The 23,760-nt window shown below is 72.2% G+C and carries 24 protein-coding genes and 1 tRNA gene; 14 read left to right on the forward strand and 11 right to left on the reverse strand.

All coding sequences use genetic code 11. The annotated features are described in order from the left end of the window. The first annotated feature begins 57 nt into the window (after nucleotides 1-57). The 3 genes from ACEXOX_RS21260 to ACEXOX_RS21270 all read left to right on the forward strand — a co-directional run bounded on the left by ACEXOX_RS21260 (nucleotide 58) and on the right by ACEXOX_RS21270 (nucleotide 3,602). The gene (locus tag ACEXOX_RS21260; protein WP_406522538.1) at nucleotides 58-1,353 is read left to right on the forward strand and encodes a hypothetical protein; all 1,296 of its coding nucleotides are present in this window, start codon (nucleotides 58-60) and stop codon (nucleotides 1,351-1,353) included. 255 nt (nucleotides 1,354-1,608) lie between these two features. Then, a complete protein-coding gene (locus ACEXOX_RS21265; protein WP_406522540.1) occupies nucleotides 1,609-2,130 on the forward strand; it encodes a hypothetical protein in 522 nt (173 codons plus the stop codon). Nucleotides 2,131-2,291: 161 nt separating this feature from the next. Continuing rightward, nucleotides 2,292-3,602 (forward strand): MFS transporter, encoded by a 1,311-nt coding sequence (locus ACEXOX_RS21270; RefSeq protein ID WP_406526420.1) that lies wholly within the window; start codon nucleotides 2,292-2,294, stop codon nucleotides 3,600-3,602. 79 nt (nucleotides 3,603-3,681) lie between these two features. On the opposite strand, the gene ACEXOX_RS21275 is transcribed toward ACEXOX_RS21270, so the two are convergent. Further along, nucleotides 3,682-3,825, reverse strand: coding sequence for a hypothetical protein (locus tag ACEXOX_RS21275; protein WP_406522542.1), 144 nt, complete (start codon nucleotides 3,823-3,825; stop codon nucleotides 3,682-3,684). 192 nt (nucleotides 3,826-4,017) lie between these two features. Between ACEXOX_RS21275 and ACEXOX_RS21280 the strand changes: the two genes are divergently transcribed. From ACEXOX_RS21280 to ACEXOX_RS21295, 4 genes are all read left to right on the forward strand, one after another. Next, complete coding sequence (locus ACEXOX_RS21280) at nucleotides 4,018-4,467, forward strand: hypothetical protein (RefSeq protein ID WP_406522544.1); 450 nt, start codon at nucleotides 4,018-4,020, stop codon at nucleotides 4,465-4,467. Between the two features lie 96 nt (nucleotides 4,468-4,563). After that, complete coding sequence (locus tag ACEXOX_RS21285; RefSeq protein WP_406522546.1) at nucleotides 4,564-5,166, forward strand: carbonic anhydrase; 603 nt, start codon at nucleotides 4,564-4,566, stop codon at nucleotides 5,164-5,166. Nucleotides 5,167-5,194: 28 nt separating this feature from the next. Further along, the gene (locus tag ACEXOX_RS21290; RefSeq protein ID WP_406526421.1) at nucleotides 5,195-6,814 is read left to right on the forward strand and encodes a SulP family inorganic anion transporter; all 1,620 of its coding nucleotides are present in this window, start codon (nucleotides 5,195-5,197) and stop codon (nucleotides 6,812-6,814) included. Nucleotides 6,815-7,058: 244 nt separating this feature from the next. Beyond that, a tRNA-Arg gene (locus ACEXOX_RS21295) sits at nucleotides 7,059-7,131 on the forward strand. Nucleotides 7,132-7,146: 15 nt separating this feature from the next. On the opposite strand, the gene ACEXOX_RS21300 is transcribed toward ACEXOX_RS21295, so the two are convergent. Then, a complete protein-coding gene (locus ACEXOX_RS21300; RefSeq protein WP_406522548.1) occupies nucleotides 7,147-7,362 on the reverse strand; it encodes a hypothetical protein in 216 nt (71 codons plus the stop codon). Nucleotides 7,363-7,405: 43 nt separating this feature from the next. Between ACEXOX_RS21300 and ACEXOX_RS21305 the strand changes: the two genes are divergently transcribed. Beyond that, a complete protein-coding gene (locus ACEXOX_RS21305; protein ID WP_078624688.1) occupies nucleotides 7,406-7,741 on the forward strand; it encodes a deoxyxylulose-5-phosphate synthase in 336 nt (111 codons plus the stop codon). An 89-nt stretch (nucleotides 7,742-7,830) separates the two neighbouring features. Here the strand turns inward: ACEXOX_RS21305 and ACEXOX_RS21310 are convergent, their stop codons facing one another. Then, nucleotides 7,831-8,115 (reverse strand): hypothetical protein, encoded by a 285-nt coding sequence (locus tag ACEXOX_RS21310; protein ID WP_406522550.1) that lies wholly within the window; start codon nucleotides 8,113-8,115, stop codon nucleotides 7,831-7,833. 105 nt (nucleotides 8,116-8,220) lie between these two features. Next, nucleotides 8,221-8,841, reverse strand: a complete 621-nt coding sequence (locus tag ACEXOX_RS21315; RefSeq protein WP_406522552.1) for a DUF4232 domain-containing protein — start codon at nucleotides 8,839-8,841, stop codon at nucleotides 8,221-8,223. Between the two features lie 333 nt (nucleotides 8,842-9,174). On the opposite strand from ACEXOX_RS21315, the gene recQ reads away from it, so the two are divergent. After that, on the forward strand, nucleotides 9,175-11,163 hold the full coding sequence (gene recQ / locus ACEXOX_RS21320; protein WP_406526422.1) for a DNA helicase RecQ: 1,989 nt from the start codon (nucleotides 9,175-9,177) through the stop codon (nucleotides 11,161-11,163). A gap of 82 nt (nucleotides 11,164-11,245) precedes the next feature. Here recQ and ACEXOX_RS21325 read toward each other — a convergent pair whose 3' ends face one another. Further along, nucleotides 11,246-11,818, reverse strand: coding sequence for a hypothetical protein (locus ACEXOX_RS21325; RefSeq protein WP_406522553.1), 573 nt, complete (start codon nucleotides 11,816-11,818; stop codon nucleotides 11,246-11,248). Nucleotides 11,819-11,986: 168 nt separating this feature from the next. Here ACEXOX_RS21325 and ACEXOX_RS21330 point away from each other — a divergent pair, with 168 nt between their 5' ends. The 3 genes from ACEXOX_RS21330 to ACEXOX_RS21340 all read left to right on the forward strand — a co-directional run bounded on the left by ACEXOX_RS21330 (nucleotide 11,987) and on the right by ACEXOX_RS21340 (nucleotide 14,785). Further along, a complete protein-coding gene (locus ACEXOX_RS21330; RefSeq protein WP_406522555.1) occupies nucleotides 11,987-12,478 on the forward strand; it encodes a hypothetical protein in 492 nt (163 codons plus the stop codon). A 61-nt stretch (nucleotides 12,479-12,539) separates the two neighbouring features. Next, entirely contained in the window at nucleotides 12,540-13,658 is a 1,119-nt protein-coding gene (locus ACEXOX_RS21335) for a caspase family protein (RefSeq protein ID WP_406522557.1), read from the forward strand. 29 nt (nucleotides 13,659-13,687) lie between these two features. Continuing rightward, nucleotides 13,688-14,785: an esterase-like activity of phytase family protein gene (locus tag ACEXOX_RS21340; protein WP_406522559.1), complete on the forward strand. Its 1,098-nt coding sequence runs from the start codon at nucleotides 13,688-13,690 to the stop codon at nucleotides 14,783-14,785. Here ACEXOX_RS21340 and ACEXOX_RS21345 read toward each other — a convergent pair. Together ACEXOX_RS21345 and ACEXOX_RS21350 are read right to left on the reverse strand one after the other, a co-directional pair. Beyond that, nucleotides 14,757-16,187 carry a sensor histidine kinase gene (locus tag ACEXOX_RS21345; protein WP_406522560.1) on the reverse strand — a complete coding sequence of 477 codons (1,431 nt, stop codon included), beginning with the start codon at nucleotides 16,185-16,187 and terminating at the stop codon, nucleotides 14,757-14,759. The two genes, ACEXOX_RS21340 and ACEXOX_RS21345, sit on opposite strands and share 29 nt — an antisense overlap. Continuing rightward, nucleotides 16,184-16,813 (reverse strand): hypothetical protein, encoded by a 630-nt coding sequence (locus ACEXOX_RS21350; protein WP_406522562.1) that lies wholly within the window; start codon nucleotides 16,811-16,813, stop codon nucleotides 16,184-16,186. The genes ACEXOX_RS21345 and ACEXOX_RS21350 overlap by 4 nt, the downstream gene beginning before the upstream one ends. A 279-nt stretch (nucleotides 16,814-17,092) precedes the next feature. Between ACEXOX_RS21350 and ACEXOX_RS21355 the strand changes: the two genes are divergently transcribed. Further along, entirely contained in the window at nucleotides 17,093-17,407 is a 315-nt protein-coding gene (locus ACEXOX_RS21355) for a hypothetical protein (RefSeq protein ID WP_406522564.1), read from the forward strand. Nucleotides 17,408-17,489: 82 nt separating this feature from the next. Here the strand turns inward: ACEXOX_RS21355 and ACEXOX_RS21360 are convergent, their stop codons facing one another. Then, nucleotides 17,490-18,392: an isocitrate lyase/phosphoenolpyruvate mutase family protein gene (locus ACEXOX_RS21360; protein ID WP_406522565.1), complete on the reverse strand. Its 903-nt coding sequence runs from the start codon at nucleotides 18,390-18,392 to the stop codon at nucleotides 17,490-17,492. Continuing rightward, on the reverse strand, nucleotides 18,389-19,363 hold the full coding sequence (locus ACEXOX_RS21365; RefSeq protein WP_406522567.1) for a hypothetical protein: 975 nt from the start codon (nucleotides 19,361-19,363) through the stop codon (nucleotides 18,389-18,391). The genes ACEXOX_RS21360 and ACEXOX_RS21365 overlap by 4 nt, the downstream gene beginning before the upstream one ends. 63 nt (nucleotides 19,364-19,426) lie before the next feature. Between ACEXOX_RS21365 and ACEXOX_RS21370 the strand changes: the two genes are divergently transcribed. Further along, entirely contained in the window at nucleotides 19,427-20,170 is a 744-nt protein-coding gene (locus ACEXOX_RS21370) for an ArsR/SmtB family transcription factor (protein WP_406522568.1), read from the forward strand. A gap of 71 nt (nucleotides 20,171-20,241) precedes the next feature. On the opposite strand, the gene ACEXOX_RS21375 is transcribed toward ACEXOX_RS21370, so the two are convergent. Both ACEXOX_RS21375 and ACEXOX_RS21380 read right to left on the reverse strand, forming a co-directional pair. After that, on the reverse strand, nucleotides 20,242-21,660 hold the full coding sequence (locus tag ACEXOX_RS21375; protein WP_406522570.1) for a glycosyltransferase family 39 protein: 1,419 nt from the start codon (nucleotides 21,658-21,660) through the stop codon (nucleotides 20,242-20,244). A gap of 418 nt (nucleotides 21,661-22,078) precedes the next feature. Next, nucleotides 22,079-23,758 carry a D-alanyl-D-alanine carboxypeptidase family protein gene (locus tag ACEXOX_RS21380; RefSeq protein ID WP_406522572.1) on the reverse strand — a complete coding sequence of 560 codons (1,680 nt, stop codon included), beginning with the start codon at nucleotides 23,756-23,758 and terminating at the stop codon, nucleotides 22,079-22,081. Nucleotides 23,759-23,760 lie beyond the last annotated feature (2 nt).

The following is a 23,760-nucleotide window of genomic DNA, read 5'->3' on the forward strand; positions in this document are numbered from 1 at the left end:
TACGCCACGACACCGATCACTCCCCGTCCGCCAGACACGACAGACCTGAGGGTGACCATGGAAGGCCAGCCGAGCCGGCCGGGACAACCGACCGCCGACATCGTGAACCGGATAAGGGACATACCGATCTACCGCTCGTCGATAGAGCGGGGGCACTTCCCGATACTGGACAAGCCCGAGATCGCCCGGGGATTTCCGGACAACTGGATGACACCGGCACTGGCCGACGCACTCGCCGCCGGCGCCGCGGAGTACGTGCTCTCCACCGGCACCAACCATGCGCGGATGCAGATCATCCGGCCTCCGTACTTCCTGCTGAACTCGTACTACCAGCTGTGGAGCGAGCACCCGGACATCTCCGGCACCTGGCACGAGGGGTGCCGCCGCGTCTCCCTCACCACCGTGCTGGCCACCGAGCACGTGGCGCGCGTCAACGCCAAGAAGCACGGCCGTACCGCGCTCGCGCCCGTACCCGACCTGGCGGACCGGCGTCTCGACGAGCGCACCTTCTACGTCAACCTCACGCTCGACCCGGCCCTCTGGGAGCGCGCGGACGTCGAGCGGATGCTCGACGAGATCCGTACGGCCCAGCAGGCACACCCGCAGGGCCGTTACCACCTCGATTGCAGCAGCTACCACTTGGCGCACCTCGTGCGGAAGGTGACCGACTGGGGCCTGTGGGACCGCTTCCCGCGCCCGGCGAGCATCGTGCACGCGTACGAGTACACGCCGGTGAACGTGCGGCGCTACCTGACCGAGCACTTCGACTGCCCGGTCATCGACCTGTTCGGCAGCACCGAACTGGGCTACCTCTACTACAGCGACCGGCACGGCCGGTACCACCCGTACCTGGACAAGATGAGCGTCGAGCTGGTCCCGGTGGAGCCGGGCAGCCACCTCTTCAGCATGATCGTGTCGAGCGTCCGGAACCCGTACATGCCGCTGATCCGTTACCGCTCCGGGGACTGCGCGCGCACGCTCGACGGCACACCGGACCCGGAGAAGATCTCCCGGTTCTGCGGCCGCGAGAAGGAGCTGCTCGCGTCGGCACACGGCCAGGGGCCGGTCGCGCAGGGCGACCTCGACGACTGCGTCAGCGCGGCGTCGTCCCGCGTGTTCGTCCACCAGCTGTACGTGCCCGGGGACCGGAGCGGCGACGGACCACGCAGCCCCGCCGAACTGCGGTACACGACCTTCGACGGCGCTCCCGTGGGCGCGGCGGAAGCCGCGGCGCTGAGCACGGGGGTGGAGCGGCTGACGGGCCTTCCGTGCCGCGTCGAGCACCGCGCGCACATTCCGATCGGGAAGTCGGGGAAGTACGCGTGGCTGGAGCGGGAGCAGGCCGCCGGCTGAAGGCGGCGTGCTCGAATCCGTACGGAGGGGATGCGGTTTCGTACGGATGGGTTCCGAAGCCGTACGGGCGGGCTCCGAATCCGTGCGGGCGGGCTCCGAAGCCGTACGGGTGAGTTCCGGTTCCGTACGGATCGTCTCCGATTCCGTACGGCTCGGAGGCACACGGAGCGGCCCCGAAGACATCCGTACCGACCGCACCGACCGAACCGGCCCCACCCGAAGACACCGGCCCCACCCGAAGACACCGGGAGCACCATGACCTCGCAGACGCAGGAACCGCGCGTCACGACCGACGACCTCGTAGCCCTGCTCGGTGAGCGCCTGCACGCCGAAGTGGTGGAGCACTTCGTGGCGCTGAGCGGCGCCGAGACCGCGTACGTGGAGCGGCAGGTCACCGAGTGCCTGCGCTACCTCTACCTCGTCTCCCGCCACCGCGAGCGGCTCAGCGGTCTCTTCCTGCCCGTCGAGCAGGACATCGACGAGATCTGGCACTACCTCATCCTCCAGACGCGCGAGTACCGGGAATGGTGCGAGCGGCGGCTGCCGGGACGGTTCTTCATCGAGCACCGCAGCATCGGCTACGACGCGTACCAGCAGGAACCGGGGCGGGAGCAGGCGATCGAGGAGGCCCTGCGCTGGATACCGCTGTACGTCCGCGAGTTCGGCCCCTTCGACGAGGGCGCCCTGCCGCACTGGACGATCGTGCGCTTCCTGCACGACCAGCTGAGCATGTCGCTGCGGGACATCGCGGCGCTCCAGCCTGCCGGCGCGCCCTGAGCGCGCTTTCGGGGCAGCCCGAGAACGAGGAAACGGACCCCATGAGCGCTCGGCCCGGCACACCGGCATCACATGCCACATCCCACGCCTCGCCGCACGGCCCGCACGGCGATCCAGCAGCAGAAGTTTTGGAGCCCCCGGAGCAGAAGCGCGTGCTCATCGTGCTCGCGCTGTCGCAGACGCTCAGTGGCGCCGGGCTGGCCGCGGGCATCACGGTGGGGGCGCTGCTGGCGGAGGAGATGCTCGGCTCGACGGGACTGGCCGGCCTGCCCGCCGCCCTGTTCACGGGCGGGGCGGCGCTCGGTGCCGTCGGCATCGGCCGGGTCTGCCAGCGCTGGGGCCGGCGGCCGGGTCTCACCGCGGGCTACGCGACCGCCGGGCTGGGCAGCCTCGGCGTCGTCGCCGCCGCGGGCCTCGGTTCCGTATGGCTGCTGTTCCTGTCGCTCCTCGTCTACGGGGCGGGTACGGCGACGACCCTGATGGCCCGGTACGCGGGCGCCGACCTGGCCGCGCCGACGCGGCGGGGGCGTGCGGTGAGCCTGGTCCTGTTCGCCACCACGCTCGGTGCGGTGATCGGGCCGAACCTGGTCGGGGTGACGGGCGAGGTCGCGTACGGCCTGGGCGTGCCGCGCCTGGCGGGACCGTTCCTGCTGGCGGTGGTCGCATATGCGGCGGCGGCTGTGGTGCTGGGGCTGTTCCTGCGCCCGGACCCGCTGCATCTGGCGCGGCGCCTCGCGGAGGCGAAGGAGGCGTCGGCGGAGACGGACACCGCTGCCGGCGCGGAGGCGGCGCAGGACGTGCCTGCGGGGGCGACCGCTCCCGCCGCCCCCGCGGCCCGTATCGACACCCCCAAGCTCGTCACCGGCGCCGTCGTCATGACCTTCACCCAGCTCGTCATGATCGCCATCATGACGATGACGCCCGTCCACATGCGGGCGCACGGCCACGCGACCGAGACGGCCGGGCTCGTCATCGCCCTGCACGTGGCGGCGATGTACCTGCCCTCGCCGCTCACCGGGATGCTGGTGGACCGGGTCGGCCGGGTGCGCGTCGCGGCGGCCTCCGGCATCGTCCTGCTCGCCGCGGGCGTCCTCGCCGCCCTCGCGCCGGCCCACTCCGTACCGGCGCTCGCCACCGCCCTCGTACTCCTGGGCATCGGCTGGAACTTCGGCCTCGTCAGCGGCACCGCCATCGTCACCGACGCCGTACCGCTGGCCACCCGCGCCTCGACGCAGGGCCTGGTCGACGTGGGCATCGCCGTCGCCGGCGCCACGGGCGGCATGGCATCGGGGCTGGTCGTGGCCACGGGCGGCTACTCCACGCTGTCGCTGGGCGGGGGGATCGTGGCGTTGGGCCTCGTACCGCTGCTGGTGCTGAGGGGGCGCGTGGGGCGTGTAGGGCGTACGGATACGGGTGCGGGTACGGGTGCGGGTGCGGGCGTGAGTACGTCTGTGGCCGGGGAGCAGACATGAAGTACTTCAAAAGCCTCACGGGCCGCAAAGGCCTCCCCCAGCTGCAAACCCGCCCGGACACCGCCGGGCACCCCGCCCACTACACCGCCTCCAACCGTCCGCACAGCCCGCCGGGCGCGGGGCCGGTCCGTACGGCGGTCCGTACAGCGGCGCGCGCGGCGACGCGTACGGCTACTCGTTCGGCCACCGCCACCGAGTCCGCCACCAAGTCCGCCGCCGGCACCGCCGTTACCCCGCCCGGCAAGCTTCCGACAACGCCGCCCCGTATGCGCACGGCGGCCCGCGAACGGCCCCCCGTACGACGACGGCCCCAACACGCCCAGAAAGCCCGCAACACCAGCACCCCCGAAACAACCGCTCCCCCCACCACACTTCCCACCCCCTCAACCTCCTCAGCGTCCTCGGCATCTTCATCGTGGCGCTGACCCTGCTCTTCTCCGGAACGGCAGCGGCCAAGGGCGGCGAGATCCCGTCCCTCACGGCCGCCGGCACCGCGCCCCTACAGGGACCCGCGCCCACCCCCACCCCGGCGGCTCCCCCGGGCGCGCACGGCACCCCCACCCAGGTGTCCCCCGCCCAGGCCGACTCCACCACGGGCATCCAGTACCGGCGCGACAACGAACGCGATCCCGGGCGCGAGAAGGACAAGGACCGTAACCAGGCGCGCCGTTGCACGCGGGCCGCGCCGGGCGCGCCGTCCCCGTACCGCCGGCCGCTGCCGTCACACCCGTGCGCGGCCCGGTCCTACCCGACCGCCGTCCTGTGCTCCGCACCCACCGGCACCGCCGCCACACTCGCCACTTCAAGACCAGGCGTGGCCACCCGCCCCGCCTTGCACTGTCTCCACTGCGTATTCCGCTGCTGAGAAGCACTGCTGGGGCTTCCTGCTCCGCACCAGTCGAACGGGTTCTGCCATGCCCCTCAATGGCACCACTTACCGACCAGCAGGAGACATTCCCTCGTGGAAACCTTCATCGAACATGCCCGCTCCTTCAACGCCCGCATCGCGGCCGCGCACGAGGAGCGTGAGACCTACCAGCGGCTCGCCGACGGCCAGTCGCCGCTCGCCCTGTTCATCACCTGCTCCGACTCACGGATCATCCCGTCCCTGATCACCGGAGCGCTGCCGGGCGAACTCTTCGAACTGCGTACGGCGGGCAACGCCGTGCCCGTACACCGGCCGGACATGCCGGCCAGCGCGGAGGCCGCCACCATCGAGTACGCGATGCGGGTACTCCGCGTCGCCGACATCGTGGTCTGCGGTCACTCGCACTGCGGGGCGGTCGGCGCCATGGCGCGCCGCGAGGATCTCGCCGGCGCTCCCGACGTACGCGCCTGGCTGACCCAGGAGCTCTCCGCCGAGCTGCCCAGGGACGAGGCGCCGACGGTCGCGACCGCGGTCCAGCGGCACGTCACCGAGCAAGTGGCGCGACTGCGCCAGTACCCGTGCGTACGCGAGCGCGTCGACGCGGGCGAGGTGAACCTGCACGGCTGGTACTACGAGGTCCACACCGGCCTGGTCACGGCGCACCGTCCCGACACCGACACGTTCCTCCCCCTCTGACGGCGAAGGCGCCCTCCATGACACCGAAATCGAACCCGGGCACGGCCACGGACGTGACCACGGGCGTGACAGCTCCCTCCCCGGCGCCCGGCACCAACGGCGCGCCCCACCCCAAGGAGCCTTCTCCCACTCCTGCCCCCTCCCCCTCCCCTTCCTCCCCTCCTCCCCTTCCTCCTCCCCCCGCTGGCCCCACCTCCGGGCGGACTTCACCGCCTCCATCGTCGTCTTCCTGGTGGCCCTGCCGCTGTGCGTCGGCGTGGCCGTCGCCTCCGGCGTCCCGGCCGAGCTCGGGCTGATCACCGGCATCGTCGGCGGTCTGCTCACCGGCTTCCTGCCGGGCAGCAGCCTCCAGGTCAGCGGCCCGGCCGCCGGACTGACCGTCCTCGTCTTCGAGGCGGTCAAGGAATTCGGACTCGGCACGCTGGGCGCACTCGTCCTCGTGGCGGGCCTCCTCCAGCTCGCCATGGGCGCCCTGCGCCTCGGCCGCTGGTTCCGAGCCATCTCCGTGGCCGTCGTCCAGGGCATGCTGGCGGGCATCGGCCTCGTCCTGATCGCCGCGCAGCTGTACACCCTCACCGACGCCAAGGCCCCCGGCAGCGGACTCGCCAACCTCGGCGGCCTGCCCGGACTGGTCACCGGCACCGCGGGCTCCGGAGCCGCCCTGTCCGCCCTCGCGGTCGGCGCGGGCACCATCGCCGTACTGGTGCTGTGGCCCCGGTGGAAGCGCGCGGCCCGCATCCTGCCGGCCCCGCTCGCGGCCGTGGCCCTGGCCACACTCGCGGTCTTCGCCTTCGACCTGCCCATAGCCCGCGTCGAGGTCCATGGCCTGCTCTCCTCCGTCCAGCCGCCCGGCGGCTCGGACTTCGCCCAGCTCGCGAGCGTCGGCGCGATCGGCACGATCCTCGCGTTCGCCCTCATCGCGTCCGCCGAGTCCCTGTTCAGCGCGGCGGCCGTGGACCGGCTGCACGACGGGCCGCGTACGCAGTACGACAAGGAGCTGATGGCCCAGGGCGCGGGCAACACCGTGTGCGGCATCCTGGGCGCGCTGCCCATGACCGCGGTGATCGTGCGCAGCTCCGCCAACGTCAACGCCGGAGCCCGTACGAAGGCGTCCCGTGTGATGCACGGCGCCTGGCTGCTGATCTTCGCGGCGGCCGTCCCGGCGGCCCTGGGCATCATCCCGGTCGCGGCGCTGGCGGGCGTACTCGTCCACGCGGGCTTCAAGCTCATCCCCGTACGCGACTTCGGCCCCCTGTGGCGCGAACACCGCGGCGAAGCGGTGGTCCTCGCCGCGACGGCCATCGCCATCGTCGTCACCAACATGTTCGAGGGCGTACTGATCGGCCTCCTCCTGGCGATCGCCAAGACCGCCTGGGAGACCTCGCACGTCCACCTGGAGATCTCCGGCCTGGACGCCCCGCCCACCGAGCCCGTCCAGGTAAGCGCCCTCGGCAACGCCACCTTCCTGCGCCTCCCCAAGATCCTCGACCAGCTGGAGGCCCTCCCCCACGACCGCGAGGTCACCCTCGACCTCACCGGCCTGCGCCACCTGGACCACGCCTGCGCCACCGCCCTCACCTCCTGGTCCGCCCACCGCACCACCCCCACCAACTCCCCCACCCCCGACAACCCAGCCCACGCGCCCTAACCACACGGCCGGGCCGGCCGCGTAGCCGGCACTGACACGGCCAGAGGCGCCCACGCCCCCACCTGGGGCGTGGGCGCCTCCCATCTCCGAGGACGCTTCCGGCCTCCCCCGACCCGAGCCGAAAACGCCCCGCCTACCTCCACGCCCCACGCCCCTCCCCACCACCCACCCCCCATCCGCTACCCTGTCCAAAGCTGCCCACCAGCAGCCCGGCCGCGCGCCCACCAGGCGCCGACCACGCCCCGCCTCCGTAGCTCAGGGGATAGAGCACCGCTCTCCTAAAGCGGGTGTCGCAGGTTCGAATCCTGCCGGGGGCACAGAGAAGTAGCAGGTCAGGGCCCTTCCGTCCAGCGGGCGGAGGGGCTCTCGCGTTCGCGGTGCCCATATGCCATGACGTACATCCGCTGCGGGCAGCCGTTCTGAGCGGCGGCGATCTTGAGGTGCTGGGCGGGCTCAAGATGCCCGTCGCGCCGCACGCACGCGCGGCGGGCCGCCGTCTCGGTCGGCAGCCGGAAACCCACCTGGTCAGCAGCTCGCGCAGTCTGCATAAACCGGTCGAATCCGGCCCTTGGTCAGCTCTAGCCTTACCGCATGGCCCACGGAAAGACCTCGTACGTATGCCTGCCCTGCCGGGTCTCGTACAAGCAGCCCTCCCCTCGCAGTTACGACCACGCCCGGACCTGCCCCCGGTGTACCGCGCCGCTGTTTTACGTCGGGTCCGCCTTCGCGGCGCCCAAAAGGCGGGATGTCGCCGCCTGGCGCACGCTCTCCGTGCTGTTGCATGCCGGCGTCCGTTTTCGTATGGGCTGTTGCGGCGGGCCCGGTTACCGTCCTCGCACTCTCAGGGAGGTGCGCGAGCGGATGGCTTACGCGCGGTCCACCGGGGAGCCGTTCGCGCGGGCGTTGGTCCGTTACGAAGTGCCTTGAGTGTGTGGGCTGCTTCCAGGGTGATGGCCCGGGAGATGACCAGGTCGTAGGCGTTGGCTGAGGGGCGTTTGCCGGCAGGGCTGTGGTGGTCAGGAAGAGCGGGTGCGGCCTCTTCGGGGGCGTTGGGAGCGTGGGGTCGAGCAGCGCGAGCACCGGTAGCCGTCGCCCTGGAAGTACGTCCATCCCATGTCGGCGATGCTCGGGGCGGCCGCCTTGGCGCTGTGCAGGAGGTGGCCGAAGAGGTCCGTCTCGATGTCCGGCGGCTGATCGGGGACGACCAGGTCGAGGACGGCGCGGGCGCCGCAGCCCAGGCGGTCGCACATGAGGAAGAAACGTACGGGGCCTGGCGGTTCGCCGACGGTCGTGAGACTCATGCGCTCACTTTGGTGGGTGGGGGGAATCGGGGGCGGACGGCTCGGCATAACCCGTTCCCGATGGTGGGGACTTGGCGGTGTTGGTGGTGCGTTGACCTGTTGGTGTCAGGTGAGCGTGGGGCGCCACCAGGTCGTGGTCGGGGTCCAGACGCGGATGCCTTCGGGCGGGGCGCCGATGGCGGTGGCGTCGAAGCGGCGGCCGCGGTGTGACGGGTCTGCGGCGACGGTGATGAAGTCGACGGTGCGGGCGGATGGGGTGGGCCGGCCGGTGACGGTGCGGACCGTGGCGTACGCGGTGGAGCCGGGCGCGAGGCGGTACGGAGCGCTCTCGGTGGGCGGGTCGGGCTCGGCGGCGCCGTCGAGGTCACCGAAGGTGACGGTCGGGATGCGGTCGATTACGCAGGGCTTGGCGGTGCGGTTGGTGGCGCTGATGCGCAGGATGTCGGGGTGCTGGGGGACGGGGATGGATGCCTTGATCGTTAGGGCGGGTTCGGTGCAGTGGGGCGTGGTGGAGGTGGTGGGAGCGGTTGAGGGGGTTGCTGAGGCTGTGGGGGTGATAGTGGTGAGAGTGGCGATTGTGGCTGTGAGGGTGGCCAGGAGGGCTGTGGTGGTCCTGGCTGGGTGGTGGCGCTTTGTGGGCGTGGGGCGGATGGAGTGAGTGGGGTCAGTGGGGTGGGTGGACTCGGGGGCCGGGGTCGGGTGGGGTGAGGGGCTGTGGTTGTGCATGTGGGGCTCCGTCCTGTGGGTGGTTTTGGCGGCGGAGGGAGAGGGGCCAGGCCTGGGCGGTGGAAGGGGTGGACAGAGGGCGCGGCGTGCCGTTCGCGGGGCGCGATATGTGATGTTCCTCGTCGTTCTGTGAGACGGGCGGACGGCGGTTTTCGTTGTACGGGGCGTGGCGCGAGGCGCTTCGGGGCGGCTTGGGCCCGTGCGCGGCCCATACGAAGGTCGTACGGGCTCGGATCGGGAGTAGCAGAGGGGGTGGTCCGGTGCGGAGTTATCCACAGGGCTGAGCGCGGGTGGCGGGATAGCTCGTACGCTGCAGGCATGAGCGAGGTGGAGATGGCTTCCGGTGCCGGGGAAACCGAGGACGACGTCAGTGACGCGGTGAGCGTGCTGCGGCGGGTGTTCGGGTACGACGCGTTCCGCGGGGAACAGCAGTCGATCATCGAGCACGTCATAGCGGGCGGCGACGCGGTCGTACTGATGCCGACCGGCGGCGGAAAGTCCCTGTGCTACCAGATTCCGGCCCTGGTGCGGCCGGGCGTCGGGGTGGTCGTCTCGCCGCTGATCGCGTTGATGCAGGATCAGGTCGACGCGCTGCGGGCGCTGGGGGTCCGGGCCGGTTTCCTCAATTCCACACAGGATCTGGAGGATCGGCGGCTGGTGGAGGCCGAGTTCCTCTCCGGGGAGCTGGACCTGCTGTATCTGGCGCCGGAGCGGCTGCGGGTGGAGCAGACGCTGAATCTGCTCGACCGGGGCAAGATCTCGCTGTTCGCGATCGACGAGGCACACTGTGTCGCGCAGTGGGGCCACGACTTCCGGCCGGACTACCTCGCCCTGTCGATGCTCCGGGAGCGGTGGCCCGAGGTCCCGAGGATGGCCCTGACCGCGACGGCCACGGAAGCCACCCACCACGAGATCACCTCGCGGCTCGGGATGGAGAACGCCCGGCATTTCGTGGCCAGCTTCGACCGGCCGAACATTCAGTACCGGATCGCCGGAAAGAGTGACCCGAAGAAGCAGCTGCTGGAATTGCTGCGCACCGAGCACGCCGGCGATGCGGGCATCGTGTACTGCCTTTCGCGGGCCTCGGTGGAGAAGACCGCCGAATTCCTGGTGCAGAACGGCGTCACGGCGCTTCCGTATCACGCCGGGCTGGACGCCCGGATGCGCGCGGAGCACCAGGCCCGTTTCCTGCGGGAGGACGGGGTGGTGGTGGTCGCCACCATCGCGTTCGGGATGGGCATCGACAAGCCCGACGTACGGTTCGTGGCCCACCTGGACCTGCCGAAATCGGTGGAGGGGTATTACCAGGAGACGGGACGCGCCGGGCGGGACGGCCAGCCGTCCACGGCGTGGCTGGCGTACGGGCTGCAGGACGTGGTCCAGCAGCGGAAGATGATCGACGGCTCGGACGGGGACGACGCCCACCGCAGGCGGCTGTCGGCGCACCTCGACGCGATGCTCGCACTCTGCGAGACGGTGGAGTGCCGGCGGGTGCGGCTGCTCGCCTACTTCGGGCAGGAGAGCAGCGCGTGCGGGAACTGCGACACGTGCCTGACGCCGCCGCAGACCTGGGACGGCACGGTTGCCTCGCAGAAGCTGCTCTCCACGGTGGTGCGGTTGCAGCGCGAGCGGAAGCAGAAGTTCGGCGCCGGTCAGATCGTCGACATCCTGATGGGCCGGAAGACCGCGAAGGTCATCCAGTTCGATCATGATCAGCTCAGCGTCTTCGGGATCGGGGAGGACCTGCGGGAGGCCGAGTGGCGCGGTGTCATCCGGCAGTTGCTCGCCCAGCGGCTCCTCGCGGTGGAGGGCGACTACGGCACGCTGGTGCTGACCGAGGCGAGCGGTGAGGTGCTGCGGGGACAGCGCGAGGTGCTGATGCGGCGCGAGCCGGAGAAGGCCGTGAAGGCCAAGGCTGCGAAGGCGGCCAAGGGTCGGCGAGCGGCACCGGTGGACCTCCCGGAGGAGGCGGTGCCGGTGTTCGAGGAGCTGCGCGCCTGGCGGGGGCGCACGGCCAAGGAGCAGGGCGTACCGGCGTACGTGATCTTCCACGACGCGACGCTGCGGGAGATCGCCACGGCCCGGCCGTCGAGCGTCGGCGAGCTCGGCTCCGTGAACGGAGTGGGCGAGAACAAGCTGGCGAAGTACGGCGAGCAGATTCTGGCTGTGTTGTCGGAGCAGGCGGTACCGGCGGCGGCGCAGGTGCAGCCGATGGCCCAGGTGGCGGCGCCGGCCGCGGGGCGGCAGCCGGGGCCGGGCCAGGAGTCGGTGCCGGAGGAGGAGTGGGACTGGGGCGGGGAGCCACCCGTTGAGGAGGAGTGAGGGCCCCCGCGGGGGGCCGGGGAGAGCTGGGTTCGGCGTGGCGTGATCAGGAAGGAGACGGTTTGGCGTAGGAGGGAGGGGGTCAGTTGGGGAAGGTGAAGCCTAGGTGGGTGTGGAGGGCCTCGGCCTGTTCGGGGGTGGCTAGGACCATGATGCTGTCGTAGCCGTGGTGCGGTCGGCGTTCGAAGTCGAGGTGGCGCCAGGTGCGGGGGTCGTCGTCGTGGGCGGTCTCGGCTATGGCCTCGCAGGCGGCGGCCTGGTCGTAGTAGTCCTCGGCGAGGTGGTCGGCCAGGATCGAGATGGGCTTGCCGTTCCGTTCGAACTCCAGTCGGTCCAGGCGGCCGTTCTCCAGGTCGCCTTCGCCCTCGACGACCCGTACGTCGGTGATGGCGACCTTGCCGCCGGCGACCGCTACGGCGTCCTCCAGCAGGGTGGCGTAGTCGTCGTAGATGGAGTCGATGTCGTCGGCGTGCACGGGGACCGCCACACCGAATTCTTCGAGGGCGCACGCCGCTTCGTCATGCTCCTCCAGCGGTTCGTCGGCGCAATTGGCCGCCTCCGCGAGGGTGCTGTGCATCTGCGCCTCGGAGACCATGCCGATCTCGTACAGGATCGCGCCGATACGGGTGTACGTCATCGATGGAACGTTCGACATGTGGGGGATCTTGGCAGCCGGCCGCCCGCCGTGCATCCGTCTCCATGACGGCCGATCGGTCGAAGCGCACACGCACAGGGTGATTGCGCGCGGTTCCGGGAATTGCCGCGAAGGGGGTGGGTATGGGGCGAGAGTTGATGTGAGGCCGGACCGGCGTGTGGGGGGCTGATGAGAATCCAGGTCAGGCTGGACGAGGCGGAGAGCGACCTGGAGTTGCGGTCGTTGTGCGAGTGGCTGGCGGACGATGCCGCCGTGGGCCGGAGCGCGGACGTCTCGCTGCGGAAGAGGGAGAACAGGCCCGGGGAGATGGGGCTGGGGTTCGACGCCGTCCAGTTGATCGTCGACAGCGCGTTCCAGCTGAGCAGCCTCGCCCTCGCCATCGACGGCTGGCGCAGGGCGTACGCGGCGCGTCCCAAGGTGACGGTCGAACGCAACGGTGTACGGGTCACTTTCGCCACGGCGGACACGGACGGTGTCCGGAGCGTTCTTCGCGCGTTGGAGGAGTTGGAGAGATTGGAGGACGGGGGAGCAGGGGGTGGGGGCGGTGGGGTGACGGGGGCGGGAGAAGGGCTCCCGGGAGGAGAGGGCGCGGGGCAACCGCGTGCGGGAGAAGCGCGTGAAGGCGGGACGGGTGGGGCTGACGGGATGGGTGGGGGCTGACGGAATGAGTGGGGTCGGGGGAGAAGCGGGGCCGGCGTTCGATCCGGCGGAGTCGGCTTGTGTGATCATCGGGGTCGACCGGTACGCCAATCTGCCGCCGCTGCCGGGGGTCCGCAACAACCTCAAGGCGCTCAAGGCCGCGCTGACCGACCGGACCATCGGGGGCATGCCCAAGAAGAACTGCCGGATCGTGCCCAACCCCCGTACGGTCACAGCGGCGTTGAAGCCCATCGAGGAGGCGGTACGGGCCGCGCGGGACACGCTGATCGTGTACTACGCGGGCCACGGCTTCCTCGACTCGCGGCAAGAGGGCCTGTACCTCACGCTGCCCGGTACGGAACCGGGGAAGGTGCACAGCGGCATCCCGTACACATGGCTGCGCAGTGCCCTGGGCACCCGTACGCCGCCCAAGCGCCGCATCATCATCCTCGACTGCTGTTACAGCGGCAGCGTGATCAAGGGCATGTCCGCCGGGACCATGGGCGGCACCATGTCCACGGTGGCGGCCACGCAGCAGGCGTCCAGTCAGCTGGGTGAGGCCCTGTTCGAGGGTATGGACAGCCTGGAGGGCGTCTCGTACCTGCTCACCTCGACGCCCTGGAACGTCGAGGCGCTGGCGCCTGAGGGTGAGGAGCACACCGCTTTCACCGGTGAGTTCCTGCGGGTGCTGCGGGAGGGGATCCCCGGCCCGCGCCCGGAATCGCCTTCGGGGCCGGGGCCGGGGCCGGGGCCGGGGCCGGGGCCGGAGAGTGCGGCAGCCGGCATGGCCGCGGGTTCCCCGCCCCACGACCATCTCAGTCTTGAAGCCATCTACCGGGAAGTCCGCCGCGCCCTGCGCGAGAAGAACCGTCCGCTGCCGCAGCAGCAGGCGCAGAACGGCATCGAGAAGCTGCCGTTCGTACGGAATCGTGCGGCGCGCCCCGCTCCCCCACCGGGCCAGTCCGGAGAGGTCGGGCAGGCCGGACTGACCGGACGGACCGGACTGGCCGATCGGTTCGGCCACGCTGGACACGCTGGTCAGCCCGGTCACACCGGCCCCACCGACCAAACCGGCGCCGGACCACCAGGAAACGCAGGTATCCCACACCCCGCTGGCACCTCGGGCGCCACACCCACCCCCGCAGCCCCACCCCCGACCCGGAAGCCGCCAAGGCGCGGAAGCTCCGGCGCCGGGCGCTGATCACTGTCCTGTGCGTCGCGGTGGTGGCGGTGGCGGTCCCGGCCGGTGTGTGGTGGCAGTGGCGGGACGACGAGCCGTCCTCCGGCGCCTGCTCGGCCGACGTGGCGCTGATCGGCCACAGCGACGCGCTCAACGGTGTCGAGTACGAGGGTGCCGTACCGGTGGACGGTCTGTCCGGCCTCGCCATGTCCGGCCCCTCCCGGGCGTGGGCGCTGGCCGACAACGCGCCGGGCCGGATCTTCGACCTCGACCTCGGTACGTCGGGCGCCTCGCCACCGTCCGCCCGCGCCGTCCACCTGCGCACCCTCCGCCCCACCGGCGGCGGCCGCTTTGACGGTGAGGGGCTCGTCCTGGAGAAGGGCGGGCGTACCGTCCTGGTCGCCTCGGAGGCGGGCCCGTCGATCCGCAGGTTCCGGGTGTCGGACGGCGCCGAGACGGGCCGCATCGAGCTGCCGCGCAACCTGGTCGAATGGGCCGGGCCGGAGAATCTGGAGGCGCTGGGCGCGTCCCCGGACGGCCGGTATCTGTACGCGGGCATGGAGGCGCCGCTCTTCCGCGACGGCAAGGCGCGCGGCCGCAGCCTGCTGCGCATCCAGCGCTTCAAGGGGACGCCGGGCGGCGCGTACGTACCGGACAAGCAGTTCGCCTACCAGTCGGCGGCCGGGCTGCGGGTCTCGGAGCTGGTGGCGTTGGGCGGCGACCGGCTGCTCGTACTGGAGACCAACCACGCCGAGGGCCAGGGCAACGCGGTGCGCGTCTTCGGGGCCGACCTGAGCCGGGCGAAGGACGTCTCCAGGGTCGCGTCGTTGCAGGCGGAGCCGGTCGACGCCTTCGCGAAGAAGTGGGAGCCGGTCGATCTCGTCACCTGCCCACGTGGTGGCTCGGCGGCCGCGCAGCCGCAGACCAACCCGCTGCTGGAGAACGCCGAGGGGATGGCGCTCGGCACCGCGCCGCTGGCCTCGGGCCCGTACAAGGGGCGGCTGCCGCTCTTCATCGTGTCGGACAACAACAACAGCCCGCACCAGATCACCCGGGTGTATGCCCTGGCGATCCGGACCGGTCGGACGGGAACGGGGACAGGCACGGGGACGGGAACGGCTAGCGGACGGGGAGCGGGGGCGGGGTAAGGCGGAGAACGGCTCGCGCGCCGCCGTCCGGTGCGTTGGTGAAGTGCAGTTCGATGCCCAGGACGGTCGCCTGGCCGACCGCGATGGTCAGGCCGAGGCCGTGTCCCTTGCCGCGGCCCGGTGCGTCGGTACGGAAACGTTGCGGGCCGCGATGCAGCAGCTCGTCCGGGAAGCCGGGGCCGTGGTCGCGTACCTCCACCACGGGGACCGGGGGCGGCGCGCCTCGGTGCGCTCCGTCGCGTACGGTCCCGTCGCGCACGGATCCGTCGCGCACGGACCCGTCGTACGGCATTCCCTCGTACGCCGCGCTCTCGTACGCCGCACCCTCATACACCGTGCCCCCGTACGGCGTTCCCCCGTACGCCGCCCCGCCGTCCGGTACGTCCACGGTCACCACGACCGGAGGCCGCCCGTGCCGGTGCGCGTTCAGGACCAGGTTGCACAGGATGCGGTCCAGGCGGCGCCGGTCCGTCCGTACGACCGCGTCCCGCACCACCCGTACCTCGGTGTCGAACCCGGTGCCCCGCACCGAACCGCGGACCAGCGCGCCCAGTTCGTATGCGGCCAGATCGGGGCGTTCGGCGCCGGAGTCGAGGCGGGAGATCTCCAGCAGGTCCTCGGTGAGCCGGTGCAGCGCCCGCAGCCGGTCGTTGATCATCTCCTTGGGACGGCCCTCGGGCAGCAGCTCGGCCGAGGCGAGGATGCCGGTCAGCGGGGTGCGCAGTTCATGGGCCACGTCGGCGGTGAAGCGCTGTTCGGCCTGGAGACGGCCCTGGAGGGAGCCGGCCACCGAGTCCAGCGCCGCGGCCACCGCCGCCACCTCGTCCTGCGCCCCCGGCCGGCCCCGCCGCCCCTCCCCCTCGGTGCCGGCCCGCGCGTCCAGGTCCCCCGCGGTGATGCGGCGCGCGACGGCCGCCGTGGTGCTCAGCCGGCGGCTGATGCGGTGTGCGAGGAACAGTCCGGCGAGGGCGACGGCGGTGGCGGCGAGGACGGCGGAACCGAAGATGGCCGTGTCGAGGTTCTCCAGGGAGCGGCGGGTGTTCTCGTACGGGGACCAGACCGCCATCACCTGGTCGCCGGCCGGCGCCGCCGTCCACATCACGCGTTGCCCGTGGTAGGTGCCGACCATGCTGCCGCGCCGGTCGTGGTGCACCAACGTGCGGAGCTGTGGCGGGAGTTCAGCGGGATCGAGTACGGAGTTGAGACCTTCGCGGGAGGTGCCGTACTCGTACAGGTCCAGCGCGTCGTCGAGGTCGGTGAGCGTCTCCTTGCGTACCTGGCCGACGGTCTGACGGGCGACGGCGTTGTGGACCAGCACGCCCAGTACGGCGGCGACCGCGCAGCACACCGCCGTGACGGTGAGCGCGATCTTCCAGCGGAGGGAGAGCACCGGGCGGGTCATGTGGAAGCCCCCGGGGACGGCACGCCCGACGGCGTCGTGGGCAGCGGGTTCTGCGGGGTCCGGTATTCGTCCAGGGTGAGGTCCCACAGGCCCATCCGGCTGCCGTCCCATACGTAGTCGGTGACGCTGACGTAGCGCGGGTCCTTGGTGGGTTCGCGCACCGCGAGGTGGCCCGCGGCCAGTTCGACTCCCGCGAGGACGGCGCGCATCGCCAGGACGCGCGTCACGACTTGGTCGCGGACGCTGTAGACGCGCAGCAGGCTGGTGCGCCCGTCCAGGTCGACGGCGCTGATCAGGTCGGGTTTTCCGTCGTCGGTGAGGTCGTGCAGGACCGGGCTGCGTACGGCGTCCGGGCGGGGCGGCCGGTCCCCGTCGGCCCCGAAGTCCGCCCGGACGACGGCCGCCGGGTCGGTGTCCTTCATGTCACCGGAGGGGACTCGGGCGATGCCCGGCACGGCGCGCTGGCCGCCGGGGTCCTCGTCGCGGACGCGCGGCGCGGGCGTACGGTCCGCCCAGAGGGCGAGCGGGGCCGTGACGTTCCGCGCCCGGCCGTCGTCGTGCAGGCCGGCGACGGGTGCGCAGCCCGCCGCCAGGGCGAGCGGCAGCGGCACCACGAACAGTGCCACCGCCGGGAGCGTCCGGCGCCGCACGGCCCACCGCCTTCCCGTCCGACGCGTCCCGCGGCCTTACGGACACGGACACAGAGCTACGTAACGAGACAAAGTTACCCATAGTGGCGGCGCGCGTACGGTACCTGCGCCCATGCCGTGACATCACTGCCCGCAGAGATGGCGCAGGCTGTTACACAACCTACGGATCGCCGTGAAAGACGCCTCGTACATTCTTCTACGAAGCAGCAGACCTACGGCAGCCCGGTCGGGGCCGCCACGACGAGGAGTCGTTCCATGCGGGCAAAGCGCCGCTCCGTGATCCGTACCGCCGCCGTCACGACCGGCATCGCGGCCGCCCTGCTCCTCCCGGCGGGCGGCGCGTTCGCCGCCGGCACCTCCGACGCCGCCGACGCCCACGCCAAGACCGGAGCCATCACCCAGCACGCGTCGGGCCGCCTGTCCGCCGTGCTCCCCGAGGACGGCCTCGCCGGGATCGCCGAGCGGGTCGGCAAGCTCCCCGCGGGCGGGATCGCGGGCGCGGCCGGTGTGGTCGGCGCGGCGGCTGTGGGCATCGCGGTGCACCGGCGCCGCCAGGCGCAGCAGGCCTGAGCCGAAGCGGCCGAGGGCGCCCCGCGTCCCGCACATCCGCATCCTCTCCCCGCTCCTCCCCTCCCCCGCCCCGTCGGACCCGTCACTCCGCCAGCCGCTGCACCTCCCCATAACCGAGCACACCGGCAAGGCCGCCCGCCCCATCGAACCCACCGGGCCCACCGGGCCCACCGGATCCACCCGCACCCTCCGCCCGGTCCGCCCGGTCCGCCCCGTCCGCACGTACGGACTCGGCAAGCGTCACCGCCGCGTGCAGCGCCGAACGGAACAGCAGTGAGCCGGTGCTGACGCGCCGTACGCCCAGCTCCGCCAAGCGGGCGAGACGGCCCCGGCTCCCGTCCGGGCCCGGTGCGTAGAGGACGTTCAGCGGCGCCGGGATGCCCGCGGCGAGCGTGGCGACGGCCCGCTCGTCGGCGACGCCCGGTACGAAGATTCCGTCCGCCCCGGCCGCCAGATACGTTTCGGCGCGGGCCAGCGTCTCGTCCAGCGGCCGCGTCGCCGGGTCGTCCACGAGCCAGTGCGTATCGATACGGGCGTTGACGTAGAGGTCCGGCGCGCACTCCTTGACCGCGCGGATCAGCTCCGCCTGCCGCCCGGCCGCGACCAGCGGGCCGTCGCCCGTCCGGCCCGGCAGCCCGTCCTCCAGATTGACGCCGGACGCACCCGCCTCCGCCAACTCCCGCGCCAGGGCCCCCACTTCCTCCGGACCGCCACCGAAGCCGCCTTCGATGTCCACCGTGTACGGGCAGGGCAGGCGACTGCCGAGCCGTCGCGCGAGGGCGACCGTGGCGTCCCGCACGCGGGCCGAACCCCGCCCGTCCGGCTCGCCCAGCGCGGCCGCGATGCCCAGGCTCGTGGTGCCGATCGCGGCGAAGCCCGCGGCGGCGAGAGCGGTGGCGGAGGCGGCGTCCCAGGCGTTGGGGAGCAGCAGTGGCGCGTCGGCGTGGTGCAGGGCGTGGAAGGTGCAGTTCCGGTCCGTACTCACGCGCACGTCACCTCCAGCGCCGCCGGCACCCGCAGGTTCACGGACGGCTCGTACGCGACACCGGGGCGGACCAGGCGGCAGCCGCGCGCGAGCAGCGCGTCCAGCACTCCGGCCGCGAGGGCCCGGGCGTGGGCGTGCCCGGGACAGGCGTGCGCCCCGGCGCCGAAGGCCAGCGATCCGTCGGGGGTGACCAGGCTGACCCGTACCGGGTCGCCGCCGTCCACGGTGGCGCGGAGGGTGCCCCGTACGGGTGGGTCGGTGCGCAGGGTCCGGGCCAACAGGTCCGCAGCGGCGTCGGGGGCGGGAGCGGGGGCGGAATCGGTGGTGGGGTCGGCAACGTAGTCGGCGGGCGGCCCGGGTGAGGGATCCGGCGCGGGTCCCGTCAGTGCCAGGTACGCCGCGTTCCCGATCAGTCCCGCCGTGGCGTCGTACGCCTGCACCAGCAGGCCGATGCGGGCCGCCGTGGCCTCGTCCCACGTACCGCCGCAGTCCGCCACGAGCCGGGTGAGGGCGCGGTCCGCGGCCGGGACGGTCTCGCCGTGCGCGTGGTACGCGCCGGCCACGTCCCCCACCAGCGCGGCCGTGTCCGCCGTGACGCGCAGGCCGAGGGACGTGGCGAGTACTTCGGCGGGCACCACACGCGCCACCCGCGTCATCACCTCGACCGTGCCGGGGACGCTCAGCAGCTCCCGCGCCCGGATGCGCGCCGCATCGCGCAACGCCTCGGCGTTCGCGTCCGGCCCGCCGAGCACACCGAGCGCACCGAGCGACCCAAGCGCCTCGGCCGCCAATGCCCGCCGCCGCGCATGCGCGCCCCCACTGCTGAAGCGGGCGACCCGCGCCCGCAGCCAGGCCATCGTGCCCTCGGGTACGTCCTCCGGCACCGGCGGCACCACCCAGCCCGGGTCCGTGAGCAGGTCAGGGCCGACGCCCAGGCGTGCGCTGTCTTCCATGTCGTCCAAGGTCTGCATGGCAGGACCGTAGGGCCGCTTCGTTTCGGGCCCGGCCGAAACGTGCCCGCGCACAATGGACCCATGACCACACAGGCACCGCCACCGGACGCGGCACCGGCGCACAGCATCGGGCTCGCCCGTCTCGCGGGCCTGCTCGCGGACCGGACCCGGGCCGCGTTCTGCCTGGCCCTGCTGGACGGGCGAGCCTGGACGGCGGGCGAGCTGGCCGCGTACGCGCGGGTCGCGCCGTCGAGTGCGAGCGAGCACCTGACGCGGCTGACCGAGGGCGGGCTGCTCGTGGAGCACCGCCAGGGCCGGCACCGGTACGTGCAGCTCGCGAGCCCCCGCGTCGCCGAACTGATCGAGGGGCTGACCGCGCACCTCGACCCGCCCGTCGAGCGGCCGCGCGGGCTGCGCGCCGCCAACGCGTCGGCCGCGCTGGCCCGCGGGCGTACGTGCTACGACCACCTGGCCGGGCGGCTGGGCGTGGCCGTCACGGACGCGATGACCGGGCGCGGCCTGATCGACCAGGACGGCGGCTTCGCGCTGACCGGCGCGGGCCGCACCTGGTTCGCCGAGGCCCTCGCCACCGACACCGCCACGCTCCGCGCGGGCCGCCGCCCGACGGCCCGCGGCTGCCTGGACTGGACCGAGCGGCGGCAGCACCTGGCAGGCGTGGCGGGCGCCCGGCTCTGCGCGGGGCTGCTGGAACGGGCGTGGGTACGGCGCGTCGGCAGCGGCCGGGCCGTACGGCTGACGCCCACGGGAGCGGAGGCCCTGCGTGACCTGCTGGGACTGGACGCGGAGGCGGCGGGGGTGCTCTAGCGGGGGGGTGCTCTAGCGGGGGGTGCTCTAGCGGAGGGACAGCACTGCTCTAACGGGGGGGCGGGGCTGCTCTAGCGGGAGGACGGCGAAGGCGTTCCGGAGCAGTACCCGGGCCGCGCGTACAGCGTGATGCTCGCGCCCTTAACATCCCTCGTCGCACACACCTGGAACGCGGACTTCAAGGTGGTCCGCTTGGCGATCTCCTGATCGGTCCGGTCCAGCGGCTGCCCCTTCGCGTCGCCGACCGCGACGACGCGGCGGGCCCGCATCATGCGCGCGTGGACGTGGTCGCCGGACAGTTCGGTGCCGTACAGCGTGTGGGAGGCCACCGGGCTCTCGTCGAGCGCGAGGTCCCGCAGGCGGTGGAACTCGTGGGGCGCGGCCGCCGCCCACACCCGGCGCCGGGCGGGCAGGAACAGCAGGCCGTCGCCGGGCGACGACAGCTCCCGTACGGCCTGGGTGACCGCGATCGCGTCGTCGGTACGGCTCTGCGGGCTGCGCAGGAAGACGTTGACGGGGACGAGCAGCGCCAGGACCACGACGAGCGCCGCGGACCGGTACAGCACCCTGCGCCGGGTCTGGCCGCGGCGGCCGGGCGGGCGCAGCAGCCAGTCGAGCGCCGCGCCCGCCAGGAGGGCGAAGCCGGCCACGTAGTACAGGACGTAGCGGTCCACGTACATCGGCTTGAGCTGGGAGAGCAGCACCAGCAGCGCCGTGGGCAGGACCAGCAGGGGAAACGCGACCGGCCGCAGCCGCAGCCGCTGCCGGCCCGCGCGGGCGACCGGGGCACGGGAGCACAGCAGGCCGCCCAGCACCAGGGTGATGAAGGTGCCCAGCTGGACCGGGTTGGGCCACTGCAGCCAGCTGAGCTGTTCCGACTGCCCCATGCTGAACAGGGCCAGCGGCACCAGGCCGACGACCACCGCGGCCGCCGCCACGCACCAGGCCCGGCGCACCGCGCGCGGCAGTCCGGACAGGACGACGGCGGCGCCGTGCGCGGGCAGGACCAGTACGGCGAACTCGTGCATCAGGCAGGCGGCCAGCGACAGTGCCGCGTACCCCGCCCACAGGCGCTTGCCGGGCCGGGCGGTGACCCGCGCCAGCAGGTAAGTGGACCACGCCACCAGCGCGCAGACCAGCGCGTAGGAGCGGCCCTCCTGCGCGTACTGCTGCACCATCGGCAGCAGTACGAAGACGAGGCCCGCGAAAAGCCCCGCCCGCCGGCCCGCCAGTTGCCTGCCGAGCAGGGCCACCCCGGCGGCGGCTGCCGCCATCGCGACTACGGACGGCAGTCGCAGGGCCACCACACCCCCGTCGAAGACGAGGAACCAGCCGCGCATGAGCACGTAGTAGAGACCGTGCACCGCGTCCACGGTCTGAAGGGTCGGCCACAGCTCCGCCAAGGTGCGGTGCGCCATGTCGTACGTGACCGCCTCGTCCCGCCACATGCTGTCCTGACGGCGGATGCCCCACAGTCCCAGCAGCAGCATCAAAGTGGCGGGGTACAACGCGACGGCCCCCGCGACGCCCAGATTCCTCTGGCGCGCGCGGGGGACGCGTATGCGGTTTGCGCTACGTCGATGGCGGACTCCGCTTCAGCGGGAGGGGCGGGACTGTGCGGTCACGATTAGACCGTACGACAGCCGCCGCTCACGGGCAGGCGGGGGCCTGTCGGCAGGCCGGATGGCGTCAGCCGCAGTGGCTCCAGCCGCTGTCGAAATGGCCCGCGGTGTCGATGCTTCTTTGATGCACTTGCCGCCGGCGTTCGCGTAAACCGCCCCCGCACACCGAGGCCCCGGCAAGCAGGTGCTTGCCGGGGCCTCGACGGGTCGTGCGATCAGACGGAAGACCAGCCGTCGGCCCGCCCGAGAGGCAGACCGACGGCCAGTCCGACGCTCAGTCCGTCGATCAGGAGATGCGCGTCAGCTTGGCGCCGAAGGACGGCTCGGTGAGGTCCTTCTGCAGGGCCACCGGCACCTTCGCCGCACTGGAGCCGGTGCCGACGGTCAGCTCGCCGACCACCGTGCCGGTCTTCGCCTCGTGCGGGACGGCCTTGCCGGCGGCGGCGCCGATCTTGAAGTCGATCTTCTGGCCGGGGACGCCGATCGCCTTCAGGTCCTTCGTCGCCACGACGGGCGTCTGACCGCCCACACCGTCGTCCACATAGCCGACGACCTGGCCCTTCTTCACCGTGGTGGCGGAGGTCAGAGCGTTGCGGATGGCCTCGATCATGGGCTTGGTGCGGCTCAGGACCAGCGCGAGGCTGCTGGTGCCGTTGGGGTCCGGGCCCTTGGCGTGCTGCCCCATCGTCGTACCGAGGATCAGCTGGTCCTTGCCGTCCACGCCCTTGTAGGACGCCCACACCAGCGCCCCGCCGGCCGCCGTGCTGGAGCCGGTCTTGATGCCCTTGATGCTCAGTTCGGGGTACTGCGCGATCAGCTTGTTGGCGTTGAAGATCCGCTCGGGCAGCCCGTCCTTGGCGTCGGGCAGCGCGACGATCGGCCGGAACGCGTCCAGCTTCATGACCTCCTCGGCCAGCTTGAGCTGGTCGACGGCGGTGCTGACGGTGGTCTTGGTCAGGCCGCTGGGGTCGGTGTACGTGGTGTTCTTCATGCCGAGGTCCTTGGCCGCGGCATTCATCTTCTTGGCGAACTCCTGCTCCGAACCGGCATCCCAGCGGGCCAGCGCACGGGCGATGTTGTTGGCCGAGTGGATCATCAGCATCTGGAGCATCTTCTGCTCGCTGTACTGCTGCCCCTCCTTGAGCCCCGGGATCGTCGACTCGCCCGGCGCGTTCCCTTCCTGGACCGCCTTCGCGTCGATCGTGATCTTCGGGCCCTCTTCCTTGGCCTTCAGAGGGTGGTTCTTCAGGATCACGTACGCGGTCATGACCTTGGCGACGCTCGCCGTGGGCACCGGCTTCTCGTCACCGTACGTCCCCAGGCTGCCCGCGCCCACGACCTTCGCCGCGGCCTGGCCCTCGGACGGCCACGGCATCTGGAACGAGCCGCCCTCGAACGTGAACGAGGACTTCCCGCTCAGCGCCAGCGTCGGTCCCGGCACCGGCCGCACCTGCTGCACGACCACGAAGACGACCAGCAGCAGAAGTACCAGCGGAGTCCAGATCTTGAACCGGCGGGCGACCGTACGCATCGGCGTCTCGGGCGGCGGCGGTGTATTGGTCAGCTGCGCCAGGAGGTCCAGCGGCGGCAACGGCTGCTGCTTGGTCTGCTCGGAGTCGGGCAGCGCGCCCGGCTGAGCGGTGGCGCCGGTGGACGTCGCGGCGGCGGGCGCCTCGGGCGCGGTGGCCTTCGTCCCGGTCTGGGCGGCGGCCTTCGCGCCCCACTTCGTGCCCGGCGCGACGTCCGGCTCGGCGGCGGGCTTCGCGCCCGCCTTCGTACCCGCACCGGTGTCGGACTTGGTGCCGGCCTTGGCGCCGGTTCCAGCGCCGGTGCCGGTGCCGGTGCCGGGCTTGTCCTCGGTCTTCGCGGCGTCCTTGGCCGCGGACTTGCCGGCCTTGCCCGGCTTGTCGCCCGTGACGGGCCGCGGCGGCTTGATCGGCTGCGGGTCGGTGGACTTCAGGGCCACGA

Source organism: Streptomyces sp. Ac-502, assembly GCF_045222935.1.
GTDB classification, from domain to species: Bacteria; Actinomycetota; Actinomycetes; order Streptomycetales; family Streptomycetaceae; genus Streptomyces; species Streptomyces monomycini.

Bases quoted from the DNA above. Each gene is read 5' to 3' on its own strand.
- ACEXOX_RS21260 (WP_406522538.1), top strand. From the start codon at position 58: ATGGAAGGCCAGCCGAGCCGGCCGGGACAACCGACCGCCGACATCGTG.
- ACEXOX_RS21265 (WP_406522540.1), top strand. From the start codon at position 1,609: ATGACCTCGCAGACGCAGGAACCGCGCGTCACGACCGACGACCTCGTA.
- ACEXOX_RS21300 (WP_406522548.1), bottom strand. From the start codon at position 7,362: ATGCAGACTGCGCGAGCTGCTGACCAGGTGGGTTTCCGGCTGCCGACC.
- ACEXOX_RS21305 (WP_078624688.1), top strand. From the start codon at position 7,406: ATGGCCCACGGAAAGACCTCGTACGTATGCCTGCCCTGCCGGGTCTCG.
- ACEXOX_RS21310 (WP_406522550.1), bottom strand. From the start codon at position 8,115: ATGAGTCTCACGACCGTCGGCGAACCGCCAGGCCCCGTACGTTTCTTC.
- ACEXOX_RS21315 (WP_406522552.1), bottom strand. From the start codon at position 8,841: ATGCACAACCACAGCCCCTCACCCCACCCGACCCCGGCCCCCGAGTCC.
- recQ (WP_406526422.1), top strand. From the start codon at position 9,175: ATGGCTTCCGGTGCCGGGGAAACCGAGGACGACGTCAGTGACGCGGTG.
- ACEXOX_RS21325 (WP_406522553.1), bottom strand. From the start codon at position 11,818: ATGTCGAACGTTCCATCGATGACGTACACCCGTATCGGCGCGATCCTG.
- ACEXOX_RS21330 (WP_406522555.1), top strand. From the start codon at position 11,987: ATGAGAATCCAGGTCAGGCTGGACGAGGCGGAGAGCGACCTGGAGTTG.
- ACEXOX_RS21345 (WP_406522560.1), bottom strand. From the start codon at position 16,187: ATGACCCGCCCGGTGCTCTCCCTCCGCTGGAAGATCGCGCTCACCGTC.
- ACEXOX_RS21355 (WP_406522564.1), top strand. From the start codon at position 17,093: ATGCGGGCAAAGCGCCGCTCCGTGATCCGTACCGCCGCCGTCACGACC.
- ACEXOX_RS21365 (WP_406522567.1), bottom strand. From the start codon at position 19,363: ATGCAGACCTTGGACGACATGGAAGACAGCGCACGCCTGGGCGTCGGC.
- ACEXOX_RS21370 (WP_406522568.1), top strand. From the start codon at position 19,427: ATGACCACACAGGCACCGCCACCGGACGCGGCACCGGCGCACAGCATC.
- ACEXOX_RS21375 (WP_406522570.1), bottom strand. From the start codon at position 21,660: ATGCTGCTGCTGGGACTGTGGGGCATCCGCCGTCAGGACAGCATGTGG.